Below are 16988 nucleotides of genomic sequence, written 5' to 3'. Positions count from 1 at the left end.
GGCGAGGACAAGGACGAGGGCGAGGGCGAGAGCGAGGACAGAGGCATGGGCCGGAGGACGGGGCGTGGTGCGCACCGGGGAGCGGGCCTGCGAATGGATCGGATCGCGGCCAGGCTCGTAGCCAGGCCCGCAGCCCGGCCCGCGGCCCGGATCGCAGCCAGGATCGGGGCCCGGATCGCATGCCGGAGCGCGAACCGGCGTGCGGGTCTTGGCGCGGACCGAGGTCTGGCGACGGTGTGGGTGGCATTCACCGCGGCCGGTCTCTGCACCGTGTTCGCCGTGGTGCTCGCGCTGGGGCAGGCCGTGGCTGCCCGTCACCGGGCGGGTGGGGCCGCGGATCTGGCAGCCCTCGCGGCCGCGGACCTGGCGCTGGAAGGGACGGTGGTCGCGTGTGGGGCGGCCCGGCGAGTGGCCCTGGCGCAGGGGGCCGTGCTCGTTCGCTGCGCGGTGCGAGGGGAGATCGCTGATGTGACCGCCCGCTCGGGGTTCGGGCCCTACCTGCCCGCTGTCAGGGCCAGGGCCGGCCCTCCCGTCGATCGTGGGGCCGGATCTCCGGCCGGCAGCCGGGCTATACCGGGTCGTTCGGTTCCGGGGGTGCGGCTCTGAGGAGCTCGGTGAGCAGGCGTACGGCTCCGCGTTTGTGCAGGGGCTCGTTGCCGTTGCCGCACTTGGGGGACTGGATGCAGGAGGGGCAGCCCGCCTCGCACTCGCAGGACGCGATGGCCTCCCGGGTCGCCGTCAGCCACGTACGGGCGGTGTGGAAGGCCCGCTCGGCGAATCCGGCTCCTCCGGGGTGGCCGTCGTAGACGAAGACCGTCGGCAGCAGGGTGTCCGGGTGCAGCGGTACGGACACGCCGCCGATGTCCCAGCGGTCGCAGGTGGCGAAGAGCGGCAGCAGGCCGATCGACGCGTGCTCGGCGGCGTGAAGTGCGCCGCCGAGGATCTCCGGGTTGACGCGGGCCGCGTCGAGCTGGTCCTCGGTGACCGTCCACCACACGGCGCGGGTGCGCAGGGTGCGGGGCGGCAGGTCGAGCTTCGTCTCGCCCAGGACTTCCCCGGTGATCAGCCTCCGGCGGAGGAACGAGACGACCTGGTTGGTGACCTCGACGGAGCCGTAACAGAGCCGCCCCTGGCCCCAGGGGATCTCGGTGTCGGTCTCCAGGACGGTGATGGCCGTGGTGTCGCGGGCGACCGTCGAGTACGGCGGGTCGGCCTGCTCGACCAGGGCCACGGAGTCCTCCAGGTCCAGTTTGCGGACCAGGTGGGTGCGGCCCTGGTGGAGATGGACGGCCCCTTCGTGGACGGCCGTGTGGGCGGCGGCCTCGTCGACGGTGCCCAGCAGGCGGCCGGTGCCCTCCTCGACGATCTGGACGGGGCGGCCGCCCCCGCCCCGGATGTCGGCCAGGTCGGCGGCCCGCTCGCGGCGCGTCCAGTGCCAGCCCGATGCCCGTCTGCGCAGCAGCTTCGCCGCCTCCAGCTGCGGCAGCAGCTCGGGCACGGCCGGGCCGAAGAGGGCGATGTCGGGCTCGGTCAGGGGCAGCTCGGCGGCCGCGGCGCAGAGGTGGGGGGCGAGGACGTAGGGGTTGTCCGGGTCCAGCACCGTCGACTCGACGGGCTGCTGGAACAGGGCCTCCGGGTGGTGCACCAGGTACGTGTCCAGCGGGTCGTCCCGGGCCACGAGTACGGCCAGGGCGCCCTGGCCCGAGCGGCCGGCCCGGCCCGCCTGCTGCCAGAGGGACGCCCGCGTGCCCGGGTAGCCGGAGATGACGACCGCGCCGAGGCCGGAGACGTCGATGCCCAGTTCCAGGGCGGTGGTGGCCGCCAGACCGAGCAGCTCGCCGGAGTGCAGCGCCCGCTCCAGGGCCCGGCGCTCCTCGGGGAGGTAGCCCCCGCGATAGGCGGCGACCCGCTTCGGCAGCGAGCGGTCGATCTCCGCGAGGCGCTCCTTGGCGATCACCGAGATCAGTTCCGCGCCGCGCCGGGAGCGTACGAAGGCGACCGAGCGGACGCCCTGGAGGGTCAGGTCGGTGAGGAGATCGGCGGTCTCGGCCGTCGCGGTACGGCGAACGGGTGCGCCCTTCTCGCCGTGCAGGTCGGTCAGCGGGGGCTCCCACAGGGCGAAGACCAGCTCACCGCGCGGGGAGGCGTCGTCGGACACCTCCCGGACCGGCAGACCCGTCAGACGCCCGGCTGCGACCGCGGGATCGGCCGCCGTGGCCGAGGCGAGCAGGAAGACCGGATCGGCCCCGTAGCGGGCGCACAGACGGCGTAGACGGCGCAGGACCTGGGCGACGTGGGAGCCGAAGACGCCCCGGTAGGTGTGGCACTCGTCGATCACGACGTACCGCAGGGCACGCAGGAAGGACGCCCAGCGGGGGTGGGAGGGCAGTATTCCGCGGTGCAGCATGTCGGGGTTGGTCAGGACGTAGTTCGCGTACTGCCGCACCCATTCGCGTTCCTCGACGGGGGTGTCGCCGTCGTAGACCGCGGGTCTGACGGCGTTGCCGAGCGGGGCCGCGAGCGCCTTCACCGAGCGCCGCTGGTCGGCTGCCAGGGCCTTGGTGGGGGCGAGGTACAGGGCGGTGGCCCCGCGGCCGTTGGGGGCCTCCGAGCCGTCCAGAAGGGTGCTGAGGACCGGCGCGAGGTACGCGAGGGACTTCCCGGAGGCCGTGCCGGTGGCGATCACGACCGATTCGCCGTCCAGCGCGTGTTCCGCCGCGGCCGCCTGATGGGCCCACGGATGGGCGATCCCGGCCTTTTCGATCGCCGAGATCACTTCTGGCCGGATGCGATCCGGCCAGATGGCATGGGTTCCCGATCGCGGGGGCAGGTGCTCCGTATGAGTGATGCGCGCGGCCCGGCCCGCCCCTGCGGCGAGCCGGTCGAGGATCATGGCGGGAGAGGGGCGCGAGCCCCCACTCTCGGGTGGTCGTCCGGGACGGTGATTCTTGGCCATCGACACCGAGTGTGTCACTGGCGTGACGGACAATGGTCCCAAGGCGTCGTGCATGGCTGCTGGTAAGTGATTGAATGCCATCGCGGCTGGCGATCCGTCCCCTGGCCTCCGTCGGGGAGACCGAGGGGCGACCGCTCGATAGCAAGGTGCTGGAGGATCCGTGGACCTGTCCCTGTCGACTCGCAATGTGTCCGGCCCTGGTGGCGACCGTACGGTCGTCGAGGTCGGTGGCGAGATTGATGTGTATACCGCGCCCAAGCTGCGCGAGCAGTTGGTCGAGTTGGTGAATGACGGCAGCTACCACTTGGTTGTCGACATGGAAGGCGTCGACTTCCTCGACTCCACCGGCCTCGGCGTGCTCGTGGGCGGCTTGAAGCGTGTCCGGGCCCATGAGGGCTCGTTGCGCCTGGTCTGCAACCAGGAGCGCATTCTCAAGATCTTCCGGATCACAGGTCTGACCAAGGTGTTCCCGATTCACACCACGGTCGACGAGGCTGTCGCCGCCACCGACTGAGGTCGGAGCGGACCGGCCCCCGGGCCGGTCGGCAGGCAGTGAACAGGCCGGCAGCGGCAGCGCATGGGCCGTGACGGGCAGGCGGTCGACCCTCGGGTCGGCTGTCGGCTTTGTCGGCTTCCGGAGGAGGAGAGCAGGGGTGCCGGGCGATAGGCCCGGGGCCTCTGAGGCGTACGCCCGAACGTTCGAGGGGGATGTCATGGCCACCGTTGAACTCCGCTTCAGCGCCCAGCCTGAACATGTCAGGACGGCCCGCCTGGTGGCGGCCGCCGTGGCGCGCAGGGCCGGCGTCGACGAGGCGGTGCTCGACGAGGTCAGGCTCGCCGTCGGGGAGGCGTGCAGCCGCGCGGTCGGGCTGCATCGCAGTCACGGCATCACCGAGCCGGTCAGCGTCGCGTTGACCGAGGAGGAGAAGGCGTTCTCCATCGAGGTCGGGGACAGTGTTCCCGGCCCCGGCGGGGATCCCGCCGCGTCCGGGGCTGGTAACGGCTCCGGGGCGGGGCCGGACCGGCCCGATCCCGAGACGGACGGTGAGGGCGAGGACGAGATGGGTCTCGCGGTCATCAGCGGTCTCGTCGACGACGTGGAGGTTCGATCCGGTGCGGCCGGCGGAGTGATCCGCATGAGCTGGCCGACGGCCGACGCCGCGGTGCGCCCATGAGGGCCCGTAGCTGCACCTGAGCCTGTGCCCGTACACGCTGCTCGCTCATGCCTGTGCGCGCTGCTCGCGTGTGCCCGTGCTCGCACTGTCCGTGCCCGGTACCCCGTGGCCCATCGTGGACGTTGAGCCGCGCGGATGATGTTTCGTTTTTTCCAGGCCCTGCTGAGCAGGGCCTTTTTTCTTGATTATCTTCGGGTAACGCGCCTGCCTCATTACTGCATTCGAGGAGAATCCCTCCGCTGATCTTTCGGCGTTGGGAGGAGAGCGATCATTTCTCTTCCCGCCCACTGTTTTGATCAGGTTCCGCTCCCTACAATCCGTCCACGACTTGAGCGCTGAGCGTCAAGGAGGACGTATGGCGGAGTTCTTCACCACCCCAATGGCAGCACTGACGCAAGAATCCGCACTTTCCGACCGACCCGTCTCCCTCGCGGCGGCGGTACTCACCGACGGCAACCGGCTGATCGTCATCGTGGTGGCGGTCGTCGCCGTCGCCGCGCTGGTCGTCGCCCAGCTGCTCGTACGCCAGGTCCTGGCGGCCGGCGAGGGCACCGAACGCATGAAGGAGATCGCCGCGGCGGTCCAGGAGGGCGCGAACGCCTATCTGGCCCGACAACTGCGCACGGTCGGTGTCTTCTCCGTCGTCGTGTTCTTCCTCTTGTTCCTGTTGCCGGCCGACAACTGGTCGCAGCGCGCGGGGCGTTCCCTCTTCTTCCTGGTGGGTGCGCTTTTCTCCGCGGCGACCGGATACATCGGCATGCGGCTCGCCGTACGGAGCAATGTGCGGGTGGCCGCAGCCGCACGTGAGGCGACTCCAGCGGAAGGCGAGCCGGAAAAGGATCTCACCGCCGTCTCGCACAAAGCGATGAAGATCGCTTTCCGTACCGGTGGCGTGGTCGGAATGATCACGGTGGGACTCGGTCTGCTCGGGGCCTCCTGCGTGGTGCTCGTCTATGCCGCCGACGCGCCCAAGGTGCTGGAGGGGTTCGGTCTCGGCGCGGCGCTGATCGCCATGTTCATGAGGGTCGGCGGCGGGATCTTCACCAAGGCCGCGGATGTCGGGGCCGACCTGGTGGGCAAGGTGGAGCAGGGCATCCCGGAGGACGATCCGCGCAACGCCGCCACCATCGCCGACAACGTGGGCGACAACGTCGGTGACTGCGCGGGCATGGCAGCCGACCTCTTCGAGTCGTACGCCGTGACGCTCGTGGCGGCGCTCATCCTCGGTACGGCCGCGTTCGGCGACTCCGGTCTCGCCTTCCCCCTGATGGTCCCGGCGATCGGCGTCGTCACCGCGATGATCGGGATCTTCGCGGTGGCCCCGCGCCGCGCCGACCGCAGCGGCATGACCGCGATCAACCGCGGCTTCTTCATCTCCGCGGTGGTCTCGCTCGCCCTGGTGGCCGTCGCCGCCTTCACCTATCTGCCCTCCTCCTACGCCGAGCTGGACGGGGTCACCGACGAGGCGATCGCCGGGCACGGTGGCGATCCGCGGATCTTCGCCCTGGTCGCGGTGGCCATCGGCATCGTCCTGGCCGCGCTCATCCAGCAGCTCACCGGCTACTTCACCGAGACCAATCGCCGCCCGGTCCGGGACATCGGCAAGTCCTCGCTCACCGGCCCGGCCACCGTGGTGCTGGCGGGCATCTCCATCGGCCTGGAATCGGCCGTGTACACCGCGCTGCTGATCAGCCTGGGCGTCTACGGGGCGTTCCTGCTGGGCGGTACGTCGATCATGCTGGCGCTCTTCGCGGTCGCGCTCGCCGGGACGGGGCTTCTCACCACGGTGGGCGTCATCGTGGCCATGGACACCTTCGGACCGGTCTCGGACAACGCCCAGGGCATCGCCGAGATGTCCGGGGATGTCACGGGGGCCGGCGCCCAGGTGCTCACCGACCTGGACGCGGTCGGCAACACGACCAAGGCCATCACCAAGGGCATCGCCATCGCCACCGCCGTCCTCGCGGCGGCGGCGCTCTTCGGGTCCTACCGCGACGCCATCGCCACGGCGGTGGACGAGGTCGGGGCCGGGGCGGGCGAGCTGGGTCTGAGCCTGGACATCTCGCAACCCAACAACCTCGTCGGCCTGATCCTGGGCGCCGCGGTCGTCTTCCTCTTCTCCGGGCTGGCCATCAACGCCGTGTCCCGGTCCGCCGGCGCCGTGGTCTACGAGGTCAGGCGGCAGTTCCGCGAGCATCCCGGGATCATGGACTACTCGGAGAAGCCCGAGTACGGGCGCGTCGTCGACATCTGCACGCGCGACGCCCTGCGTGAACTGGCCACACCGGGACTGCTCGCGGTCCTGGCGCCCATCGGGGTCGGCTTCACCCTCGGTGTCGGCGCCCTCGGCTCGTACCTCGCCGGCGCGATCGCCACGGGCACGCTGATGGCCGTGTTCCTCGCCAACTCCGGGGGCGCCTGGGACAACGCCAAGAAGCTCGTCGAGGACGGCCACCACGGCGGCAAGGGCAGCGAGGCCCATGCCGCGACCGTCATCGGCGACACGGTCGGCGACCCGTTCAAGGACACGGCGGGCCCGGCGATCAACCCGCTGCTCAAGGTGATGAACCTGGTCGCCCTGCTCATCGCCCCGGCGATCGTGCAGTTCAGCTATGGAGCGGACGCCAATCCCTGGGTGCGGGCGCTGGTGGCCGTCGTCGCCATCGGGATCATCGTCGTCGCGGTCTATGTCTCGAAGCGGCGCGGCATCGCCGTGGGCGACGACGACGCCTCGGGGGACGGCGGTCCCCCGGTCCCCGCGCCGGATCCCGCGGCGGCCCCGTGAGCCGGGCGCGGCGAGGCCTGCCGGGCGCGCACATCGTGTGACGCGTGATCAAGGAGCGGGCGGACGGTGCGTGCTGACGTGCCGTCCGCCCCGCCTCCGCTTCCGCCCGCTCCTTCTGCGCCTCCGGCTGTCCCTCCGGCGTCCTCTTCCGCCCTCGTCCGGTGTCGTCCGCGTCTGTGCCGGGGGTGAGGGGGGAGATGGGGCCGATGATCGGGAGAAGTCTTTCGGATGAGTGACCGATCGTGCGTCCGATTCTCGGCACGAGTGGTATCTCCCTCATTTCCCTTGGTGCAAATGGCTTCAAAAGCGTGCACACCGGATGACCGGCACCCGGCTGTCGTCCCCTCGGCGTGTAAGTTCCGGGGCCGAGAGCCTTGGAAGGGACCAATCCGGTGAACAAGAAGCTTGCAGCCGCACTGTCCGGCGGTGCGGTACTCGTACTGACGCTGTCGGGCTGCAGCGACGACAGCGACAACAAGGTCAACGACTGGGCCAAGAAGGTCTGCGACCAGGTTCAGCCGCAACTGCAGAAGATCGCCAACGCCAACGCCTCCATCCAGCAGCAGACCGCGGACAACAGCAAGCCCGCCGACGTCCAGAAGACCGACTCGGCCGCCTTCCAGCAGATCTCCCAGGCGTACAAGTCGCTGGGCACCGCCGTGGACTCCGCCGGTCCGCCGCCGGTCGACGGCGGCGAGACCACGCAGAAGGAAGCGGTCAAGGAGCTCAACGCCTCCTCCAAGGCGTACGCCGACCTCAAGACCGAGGTCGACGCGCTCGACACCAAGGACCAGGCGAAGTTCGCCGACGGGCTGAAGGGCATCGCCGACGAGCTGAACAAGATCAGCACCAGCGGTGACCAGGCTCTGAAGAAGCTCCAGTCCGGCGAGGTCGGCGTCGCGATGTCGAAGCAGAAGGGCTGCCAGAAGCCGACGGCCTCGACCGGCCCCTCCGGCTCCGCGGCGGCCGGCGCCGACGCGTCCCCGGCGGGCACGGACGCCGACAAGGGCGACGCGACGGAGAAGGACTCCGCGGACAAGGACGCCGCGGAGAAGAAGGGCTGAGCGCCGTTCCTCCGGCCCGGACACCCGGTGGGTGCCCGGGCCGCTGCCGTTGTCGGTGGGAGCGGACACAATGGGTGGGTGAGTAAGAGCAGCCTTCCCGCACCCGACCACGCCGCCGCCCTCCGTGAGGCCCTGCTCGCCGCGGACTTCACCGCGGACGGGCTCCTCGACCGCCTCGGCGCGCCCGCCTATGCCGCCCTCGCCCGCAGCGAGACGGTCCCCGCCCTGCGGGCCACCCGGGGCTACACCCCGCTCGACACGCTGGTGCGGCTGTTCCTGCTGCAGCGTCCCGTCGCCGAGGAGCGGGCACGTGCCGCCCTGCCGCTCGCCGAGTGCGTCGCGGACGGCTGGGTGAGCCACGCCGACGGGACGGTCCGTGCGGGCGTCGACGTACGGCCGTACGGGGGGCCGGACGGCGAGGACTGGTTCATCGTGTCCGACCTCGGGTGCGCGGTCGGCGGTGCGGGAGGGATCGGCTCGCGCGAGGAGGGTGTCGTCCTCGGGGTCGGCGGGGCCTCCACCACCCTCGCCGGGATCACCGTCCGGGCGCCGGTCGCCTCCGCCCTCGACCTCGGTACGGGCTCCGGCATCCAGGCGCTGCACGCCGCCCAGCACGCGAGCCGGGTCACCGCCACCGACCTCAACCCCCGTGCCCTGGAGTTCACCCGGCTCACCCTCGCGCTGTCCGGCGCCGCCCCCGCCGACCTGCGCGAGGGCTCCCTCTTCGAGCCGGTGGGCTCCGACACGTTCGACCTGATCGTCTCCAACCCGCCCTTCGTCATCTCGCCCGGCGCCCGCCTCACCTACCGGGACGGCGGCATGGGCGGTGACGACCTGTGCCGGGAGCTGGTGCAGCAGTCCGGCGCCCATCTGAACGAGGGGGGGTACGCCCAGTTCCTCGCCAACTGGCAGCACGTGGAGGGTGAGGAGTGGCAGGACAGGCTGCGCTCCTGGGTGCCCTACGGCTGTGACGCCTGGATCGTCCAGCGCGAGGTCCAGGACGTGACGCAGTACGCCGAGCTGTGGCTCCGGGACAGCGGCGACCACCGCGGCGACCCCGACCGGTACACCGAGCGGTACGAGGCGTGGCTCGACGAGTTCGAGGCGCGGGGCGCCACGGCCCTCGGGTTCGGCTGGATCACCCTGCGCAGATCCGCGGCGGCGGAGGCCGGGAACCCCTCGATCGTGGTCGAGGAGTGGCCGCACGCGGTGCGGCAGCCGCTCGGGCAGGCCGTCCAGGAGCACTTCGCCCGCCAGGACTACCTCCGCGACCAGGACGACGCGGCGCTGCTCGCGGGGCACTTCGTCCTCGCCGCCGAAGTCGTGCAGGAGCAGGTCGGCCTGCCGGGCGCGGAGGACCCCGAGCATGTGGTGCTGCGTCAGCACCACGGCATGATGCGGGCGACCAAGGTCGACGCGGTGGCCGCCGGGTTCGCGGGCGTGTGCGACGGCTCGCTGCCCGCCGGGCGGATCCTGGACGCCATCGCGCAGTTGATGGCGGAGGACCCGGTGCTCCTGCGCGACCGCACCCCGCAGGCGATCCGGCTGCTGGTCGAGGAGGGCTTCCTGGAACCGGCGCCCGGCACCGTACCGCGGGGCCAGTAGGCCGCGGAGAGCGTGGAGGCCACGGAGAGCGCGGAGTACGTGGAGGGCGCGGCGAGCGGGGAGAGTGTCGAGGCCGCCGCCGCGATGAAGACCGCCGTACCCCGAGCATCGAGGCCGGGGAGGGCGCGGCGGCCGGCGGGCTGGAGGCCGTGTCCGCACGACGGTGTGAGCTGAAGGCCGTGTCCGTGGGACGGTGACCGCGGCCGCCTTCCGGTACGGGGCGGGGGTGTCTCTCGGACGGGTGGTGCCGTCCTTGTCACCAGCGCGTTCCCGCTCGGCGCGCTCTCCGGCGCGCCCGGACCATGCGTTCCGGTCGTGTGATCCCTGTGCGGTCCGTAGCCGATCCGTATGCGGCCGATGGGGTTCCGCCGGTCGGCGGGGGAGTGCTGTTCACCCCGGGTTCGTGTGGGCGATGCCCCGGGGTGACAACCTCCCCGTGCCGGGCCGCCGAGGTCCGGCTCCGGGACCGGCCGGCCCGCCCCGGGCGGTTCGCCACGACGGTCCAGGAGTACGACATGGAGAGCGTCTCAGCAGTCTTCGCCGGTACGGCCCTGGCGCTGTTCGGCGCCGCCCTCCTGATCTGGACAGGGGCGCGAGCCCTGCACCGCGCGCCGGTGGCGCACGGTGTGAGCCCCGTCGCCTCCACCGCACTCACGACGCTCTTCGGCGTAGTTTTCCTCGGCCTCGGCGTGTGGTGCTTCACGCTCGTCTGATCCCCGGCCCCGGCAGTGCGGCGCCCGGGCCGACAGGTTGCCCGGCGGACACCGCGACCACCTCCGAAAAGACACTGGCCAAGCCTCCGCGTGGCGCGGACCCGGCGGTCCGGGCGGCAGGAATGGCGGAAGTCGGGTTACCGTTCGAGTGGCCGTTGCGGGCTTTTGCCGTTTGACACGGGGGCGGGTTGTACCGTCACACTCCGCAGCGACAGCACCGCGGGCAGCGTCATGACGCTGCCCGGATGCCCATCGAGTGTCGACCGGAGAGAAGAGCGAAGTTGTCCCCGACCAGCGAGACCGCACAGGGCGGCCGCCGACTCGTCATCGTCGAGTCGCCTGCCAAGGCGAAGACGATCAAGGGCTATCTCGGCCCCGGATACGTCGTCGAGGCGAGCGTCGGGCACATCCGCGACCTCCCGAACGGCGCGGCCGAGGTCCCGGACGAGTACACCGGCGAGGTACGCCGCCTCGGGGTGGACGTCGAACACGACTTCCAGCCCATCTATGTCGTCAACGCCGACAAGAAGGCCCAGGTCAGGAAGCTCAAGCAGCTGCTGGCCGAGTCCGACGAACTCTTCCTCGCCACCGATGAGGACCGCGAGGGCGAAGCCATCGCGTGGCACCTCCAGGAAGTGCTCAGGCCCAAGGTCCCGGTCCACCGGATGGTCTTCCACGAGATCACCAAGGACGCGATCCGGGCCGCCGTCGCCAACCCGCGCGAGCTCAACCAGCGCATGGTCGACGCCCAGGAGACCCGCCGCATCCTCGACCGCCTCTACGGCTACGAGGTCTCGCCGGTCCTGTGGAAGAAGGTCATGCCGAAGCTCTCGGCGGGCCGCGTCCAGTCCGTCGCCACCCGGCTCGTCGTCGAGCGGGAGCGCGAGCGCATCGCCTTCCGCTCCGCCGAGTACTGGGACCTGACCGGGAAGTTCGCCACCGGCCGCACCGGTGACGCCTCCGACCCCTCGACCCTCACCGCCCGCCTCAGCGCGGTCGACGGCCGCCGGATCGCCCAGGGCCGCGACTTCGGCCCCGACGGGCAGCTGAAGGCCGGCTCCGCCCAGACCCTGCACCTGGACGAGACGAACGCCCGCGCCCTGGCCGCCGCGCTCGCCGACTCCTCCTTCGCGGTCCGGTCCGTCGAGTCGAAGCCGTACCGCCGCTCCCCGTACGCCCCCTTCCGGACCACGACCCTCCAGCAGGAGGCGAGCCGCAAGCTGGGCTTCGGGGCCAAGGCGACCATGCAGGTGGCGCAGAAGCTGTACGAGAACGGCTTCATCACCTATATGCGTACGGACTCCACGACCCTCTCGGACACCGCGATCTCCGCGGCCCGGGCCCAGGTCACGCAGTTGTACGGGGCGAACTACCTCCCCGAGAAGCCGCGTACGTACGCCGGGAAGGTCAAGAACGCGCAGGAGGCGCACGAGGCGATCCGCCCTTCCGGCGACCGCTTCCGCACCCCCGCCGAGACCGGCCTCACCGGCGACCAGTTCCGGCTCTACGAGCTGATCTGGAAGCGGACCGTCGCCTCCCAGATGAAGGACGCGGTCGGCAACTCCGTCACCGTCAAGATCGGCGGCCGGGCGAGCGACGGCCGGGACGCCGAGTTCTCCGCCTCCGGCAAGACGATCACCTTCCACGGCTTCATGAAGGCCTACGTCGAGGGCGCCGACGACCCGAACGCCGAGCTGGACGACCGTGAGCGCCGGCTGCCGCAGGTGGCCGAGGGCGACGCGCTGTCCGCCGAGGAGGTCACGGTCGACGGGCACGCCACCAAGCCCCCGGCCCGCTACACCGAGGCCTCGCTGGTCAAGGAGCTGGAAGAGCGCGAGATCGGCCGCCCGTCGACGTACGCCTCGATCATCGGGACCATCCTCGACCGCGGCTACGTCTTCAAGAAGGGCACGGCACTCGTCCCGTCCTTCCTGTCCTTCGCCGTGGTCAACCTGCTGGAGAAGCACTTCGGCCGGCTCGTCGACTACGACTTCACCGCCCGCATGGAGGACGACCTCGACCGCATCTCGCGGGGCGAGGCCCAGTCCGTGCCGTGGCTCAAGCGCTTCTACTTCGGCGCCCAGCCCGGTGACGACACCGCCCAGGTCGGCGCGGCCTCCGACGCGGGCAACGGCGACGGCGACCACCTCGGCGGCCTGAAGGCACTGGTCACCGACCTCGGTGCGATCGACGCCCGGGAGATCTCCTCCTTCCCGGTCGGCAACGACATCAAGCTCCGCGTCGGCCGCTACGGCCCGTACATCGAGCGGGGCGAGAAGGACGCCGAGGGCCACCAGCGGGCCGACGTGCCCGAGGACCTGGCACCCGACGAGCTGACCGTCGAGCTCGCCGAGGAGCTGCTGGCGAAGCCCAGCGGCGACTTCGAGCTGGGCGCCGACCCGGTCAGCGGCAACCAGATCATCGCCAAGGACGGCCGCTACGGCCCGTACGTCACCGAGGTGCTGCCCGAGGGGACGCCGAAGACCGGCAAGAACGCGGTGAAGCCGCGGACCGCCTCCCTCTTCAAGTCCATGTCCCTGGACACGGTCACCCTCGCCGACGCCCTCAAGCTGATGTCGCTGCCGCGCGTCGTCGGTGAGGACGCCGAGGGCGTCGAGATCACCGCGCAGAACGGCCGCTACGGCCCGTATCTGAAGAAGGGCACCGACTCCCGGTCGTTGACCTCCGAGGACCAGCTCTTCGACATCACCCTCGAAGAGGCCCTCGCGATCTACGCCCAGCCCAAGCAGCGCGGCAGGGCCGCGGCCAAGCCGCCGCTCAAGGAGCTGGGCACCGACCCGGTCAGCGGTGCGCCGGTCGTGGTGAAGGACGGCCGCTTCGGCGCGTACGTCACCGACGGCGAGACCAACGCGACGCTGCGGACCGACGACAGCGTCGAGGACATCACGCCGGAGCGCGGCTACGAGCTGCTCGCCGAGAAGCGCGCCAAGGGGCCGGCGAAGAAGAAGACGGCCAAGAAGGCCCCGGCGAAGAAGGCGACGGCCAAGAAGACGGCCGCGAAGAAGACGACGGCCACCAAGACCACGGCCGCCAAGAAGACCGCGGCGAAGAAGACGACGACGGCCAAGAAGGCGACGACCGCCAAGACGGCAGCCAAGAAGACGACGGCGACAGCGAAGAAGACGGCTTCGGCCTCCTCCTCCGCCGCCCCGTCGGACGACTGACCCCGCCGTCGCGCGGATCGCACCCAGCCGCCCGGTATCTCGATCCCTGTGATCGAGGTGCCGGGCGGTGGCGCGTAGGCGTGCGGGGCTGCGGTGCGAAGGCGTGCGCGGCGGTGGTGCGCAAAGGGGGCCGGGCGGCGCTGCGCAAGGGGGCTCGCGCAGCATGGCCGGAAGCTGTCTGCGTCCATATGTTCGGACGGGCCGACGGTCACCGCACCGCTGCCGATAGGCTGGGCGGATGACGCGAGCCGAGCAGCCAACGGTCGTGAGCCCCACCTCCGACACACTTGCCGCAGACTCACGCGAGCGCGCCGTACGGGCCCTGTTGCGTATTCCCCCGCTGAAGCGGTTGTGGAGCGCCCAGCTCGTCGGCGGTATCGGCGATGCACTCGCCCTTCTCGTGCTGGTGCTGCTGTCGCTGCAAGCGGCGGTCCTTGAGGGCTCATTCGGCACCGGATACCGCGGGACGGCCTTCGCCGTCGCCGCCGTCTTCGGTGCCCGGATCCTTTCCACCCTGTTCTTCGGAGCCGTACTCCTGGGGCCCTTGACGTCCCTCACGGGGCCCGGCGGAAAGCTGGACCGGCGATGGCTGATGATCGGGGTGGACGGGCTGCGCCTGGCGCTCCTGGTCGTCGCCCCGCTGTGGATCGACTGGACGCCCGACAAGGCGCTCATGATGATCCTCATCACCGTCTTCGTGACCGGCGCCGGTGAGCGCCTGTGGGCCGTGGCCAAGGACAGTGCCGCCCCGGCGCTGCTGCCGGCCCCGCCCCTCGAAGGCGCTGCCGTACGCCCCCTGCCCGACCACCTCGACGCCCTGCGCCGCCTCTCGCTGCGTACGAACTTCCTCGCCGTGCCCGCCGCCGCGCTGGTCCTGCTGGCCGCCACGCTGGTCGGCAACCTCCTCGGCTCGGGCCTGGAGTGGTTCTCCTTCCACCAGGCGGCCCTGGGGTCCTACGTCGCGGCCGGGCTCTTCTCGGCCTCCATCTCCACCCTGTACTTCCTTCAGTTCCCGGCCACGCAGACGCCCCGGCCGCGCTCCCCGCTGGAGGGCCTGCGCCGCCCCGCCACCGGCAACGGCCCCGACAAGGGCCGCACCGGCGCGGTCCCCCTGCTGGTCGCGGTCTGCGCGGCCCTCGCCGGAGCCGTCGCCGCGGCCGCCGCCGTCTCCGTACTGCACGCCTACGACCTGGGCGGCGGGCCCGCGACGTTCGCGCTGCTGGTCCTCGGACTGACCGGTGGCACCGCCCTCGGCATCCGCACCGCGCGCCATGTGCTGCCCACCCTGTCGCGCCGCCGTCTGCTGGCGCTGGCCGTCATGGTCACCGGCCTCGCGCTCCTCGCGCTCGGCCTGGTGCCGGACACCGCGACCGGGATCGCCATCGCCCTGCTCGCCGGTTACGCCGCCGGGGTCGCCGCGAACACCGGGCACACCCTGATCGACCAGGAGACCGAGGCGTTCCGGCAGGCCCGGACCACCGAGCACCTCCAGGCCGTCGTCCGGGTGCTCGTCGCGCTCGGCGCGGTCGCGGGCCCCCTGCTGGCCGCCGCGATCGGGCAGCACCGCCTGGTCGCCGGTGACTTCGTCTTCGCCCACGGCGGGGCCGCGTTCACCCTGATGCTCCTCGGCGCGCTGCTGCTGCCCGTCGCCGCGCTCGTCCTCGCCAGGACGGACGACCGGGCGGGTGTGCCGCTGCGCCGGGACCTGCGCGAGGCGCTGCGTGGCGGCGACCCGGCGGTCGCGCCGGCCGCCACCGGCTTCTTCCTCGTCCTGGAGGGCGGCGACGGAGCGGGCAAGTCCACTCAGGTCGAGGCGCTCGCCGACTGGATCCGGTCCAAGGGCCACGAGGTCGTCGTGACCCGCGAGCCAGGTGCGACCCCGGTCGGCAAGCGGCTGCGGTCGATCCTGCTCGACGTGTCCTCCGCCGGCCTGTCCAACCGGGCCGAGGCCCTGCTGTACGCCGCCGACCGCGCCGAGCACGTCGACTCCGTCGTCCGCCCGGCGCTGGAGCGCGGCGCGATCGTCATCTCCGACCGTTACATCGACTCGTCCGTCGCCTACCAGGGTGCGGGCCGGGATCTGGCCCCGACCGAGATCGCCCGGATCTCGCGGTGGGCGACGAGCGGCCTCGTACCGCATCTGACGGTGCTGCTGGACGTCGACCCGGCGACCGCGCGGGAGCGGTTCACCGAGGCGCCGGACCGGCTGGAGTCGGAGCCGGCCGAATTCCACGAGCGGGTGCGGTCCGGGTTCCTGACCCTGGCCGCCGCCGACCCGACGCGCTATCTGGTGGTGGACGCCGGCCAGGAGCCGGAGTCGATCACCACGGTCGTACGTCACCGGCTCGACCAGCTCCTGCCGCTCTCCGAGGCCGAGATCGAGGCCATCGAGGAGGCCCGCCGCCAGGCCATCGAGGAGGCCCGGCGCAAGGCGGAGGAAGAGGCCGCCCGCAAGGCCGAGGAGGAGCGCCTGGAGAAGGAGCGCCAGGAGCAGCTCGCCCGGCTGCGCGCCGAGGAGGAGGAGCGCAAGCAGCGCGAGCTGGAGGAGGCCCGCCGCCGCGAGGCCGAGCGCCAGGCGGAGGAGGCCCGGCAACGTGCCGAGGAGGCCCGCCGCCGCGCCGAGGAGGACCGGCTCCGGCTGGAGGCCGAGGAGCGGGTCCGCGAGGCCGAGCAGGAGCGTCTGCGCAAGCAGGCCGAGGAGGAGGCCCGGCTCCGCAAGGAGGCCGAGGCGCAGCGGCTGGAGAAGCAGCGCAAGGCCGAAGAGGCCCTGATGCGGGCCGAGGAGGCCCGCCGCCGGGCCGAGACCGAGGCCGCCGCCCGTACGGAGGCGGCGCGCGCCGAGGCCGAGCGGGCGGAGGCCCGGCGGGCGGAGGAGGCGCGGGCGTCCCGTGACTCCGGTGACTCCCATGACTCCCGTACGGAGACCTCCTCGCGGTCGGAGGGCCCGTCCGTTCCGGAGAACGAGCTCACGGTGCCCACACCGATCGTGAACCCGAACGAGATCACGCAGCCGGTCCCGGCGGTCCGGACGGAGGACGACCGTCCTTCCGGATCCGGTACGGGCACGGGTGCGCGTTCGGGCTCCGCCCGCGGGGAGGACGAGACGGCGATGCTGCCGCGCGTCACGGACCAGCGGCCGGCCGACCGGCGGCAGACCCGGGACGCGGACGAGACGGCCGTGCTGCCGCCGGTCTCCGCCGACCGGCCCTCCGACCGGGTGCCCCAGGGCTTCTTCCGGGACGAGAGTCAGGCGGCCCCGCCCGCGGAGAGCGAGAACGAGCGCACCCGGGAGCTGCCGCAGGTCGAGGACCCGAACGCCGGAGAGACGCCCGACCGGCAGCGGGGCCGCCGCAAGCGCCCCCGCCCGGACTGGGCGGAGGAGACTCCGCTGGACGATCTGCCGACCCTGGCGGACGAGCTGCTCGGGGGCCAGGAGGACGACGGCCCTGCGGGCCGGGGACGCCGCCCGCGCGGCTGACGCCCCCGCCGCACCTCCGACGGTGAA

10 protein-coding genes are annotated in these 16988 nt (G+C 71.9%); 9 read left to right on the top strand and 1 reads right to left on the bottom strand.

Annotation, left to right across the window (positions count from 1 at the left end; all coding sequences use genetic code 11):
- Positions 1 to 45 precede the first annotated feature (45 nt).
- Positions 46 to 606: an Rv3654c family TadE-like protein gene (locus tag HET64_RS00390; RefSeq protein WP_308369679.1), complete on the top strand. Its 561-nt coding sequence runs from the start codon at positions 46 to 48 to the stop codon at positions 604 to 606.
- Here HET64_RS00390 and HET64_RS00385 read toward each other — a convergent pair.
- Positions 569 to 3037 carry a DEAD/DEAH box helicase gene (locus tag HET64_RS00385; protein WP_215100952.1) on the bottom strand — a complete coding sequence of 823 codons (2469 nt, stop codon included), beginning with the start codon at positions 3035 to 3037 and terminating at the stop codon, positions 569 to 571. The two genes, HET64_RS00390 and HET64_RS00385, sit on opposite strands and share 38 nt — an antisense overlap.
- Positions 3038 to 3116: 79 nt before the next feature.
- On the opposite strand from HET64_RS00385, the gene HET64_RS00380 reads away from it, so the two are divergent.
- The 8 genes from HET64_RS00380 (at position 3117) to tmk (ending at position 16961) form a co-directional block, all read left to right on the top strand.
- A complete protein-coding gene (locus HET64_RS00380) occupies positions 3117 to 3470 on the top strand; it encodes an STAS domain-containing protein (RefSeq protein WP_003967428.1) in 354 nt (117 codons plus the stop codon).
- 199 nt (positions 3471 to 3669) lie between these two features.
- Complete coding sequence (locus HET64_RS00375; protein ID WP_215100950.1) at positions 3670 to 4131, top strand: ATP-binding protein; 462 nt, start codon at positions 3670 to 3672, stop codon at positions 4129 to 4131.
- 355 nt (positions 4132 to 4486) lie between these two features.
- On the top strand, positions 4487 to 6916 hold the full coding sequence (locus HET64_RS00370) for a sodium-translocating pyrophosphatase (RefSeq protein WP_215100949.1): 2430 nt from the start codon (positions 4487 to 4489) through the stop codon (positions 6914 to 6916).
- 392 nt (positions 6917 to 7308) lie between these two features.
- Positions 7309 to 7980 (top strand): small secreted protein, encoded by a 672-nt coding sequence (locus HET64_RS00365; RefSeq protein WP_215100947.1) that lies wholly within the window; start codon positions 7309 to 7311, stop codon positions 7978 to 7980.
- Between the two features lie 78 nt (positions 7981 to 8058).
- Positions 8059 to 9585 (top strand): class I SAM-dependent methyltransferase, encoded by a 1527-nt coding sequence (locus tag HET64_RS00360; RefSeq protein ID WP_215100945.1) that lies wholly within the window; start codon positions 8059 to 8061, stop codon positions 9583 to 9585.
- 515 nt (positions 9586 to 10100) lie between these two features.
- Positions 10101 to 10298 carry a hypothetical protein gene (locus tag HET64_RS00355; protein ID WP_032791540.1) on the top strand — a complete coding sequence of 66 codons (198 nt, stop codon included), beginning with the start codon at positions 10101 to 10103 and terminating at the stop codon, positions 10296 to 10298.
- 281 nt (positions 10299 to 10579) lie between these two features.
- The gene (gene topA / locus HET64_RS00350; protein WP_215100943.1) at positions 10580 to 13483 is read left to right on the top strand and encodes a type I DNA topoisomerase; all 2904 of its coding nucleotides are present in this window, start codon (positions 10580 to 10582) and stop codon (positions 13481 to 13483) included.
- Between the two features lie 238 nt (positions 13484 to 13721).
- Entirely contained in the window at positions 13722 to 16961 is a 3240-nt protein-coding gene (tmk, locus tag HET64_RS00345) for a dTMP kinase (protein WP_215100941.1), read from the top strand.
- Positions 16962 to 16988: the final 27 nt, after the last annotated feature.

The sequence above is a fragment of the Streptomyces sp. McG3 genome (assembly GCF_018619185.1).
Classification (GTDB): Bacteria; Actinomycetota; Actinomycetes; order Streptomycetales; family Streptomycetaceae; genus Streptomyces.
This window is presented reverse-complemented; position numbering and strand designations above follow the sequence as displayed.

Coding starts and splice junctions, on each gene's coding strand:
- HET64_RS00390 (WP_308369679.1), top strand. CDS start 46: ATGGGCCGGAGGACGGGGCGTGGTGCGCACCGGGGAGCGGGCCTGCGA.
- HET64_RS00385 (WP_215100952.1), bottom strand. CDS start 3,037: ATGGCATTCAATCACTTACCAGCAGCCATGCACGACGCCTTGGGACCA.
- HET64_RS00375 (WP_215100950.1), top strand. CDS start 3,670: ATGGCCACCGTTGAACTCCGCTTCAGCGCCCAGCCTGAACATGTCAGG.
- HET64_RS00370 (WP_215100949.1), top strand. CDS start 4,487: ATGGCGGAGTTCTTCACCACCCCAATGGCAGCACTGACGCAAGAATCC.
- HET64_RS00355 (WP_032791540.1), top strand. CDS start 10,101: ATGGAGAGCGTCTCAGCAGTCTTCGCCGGTACGGCCCTGGCGCTGTTC.
- tmk (WP_215100941.1), top strand. CDS start 13,722: ATGACGCGAGCCGAGCAGCCAACGGTCGTGAGCCCCACCTCCGACACA.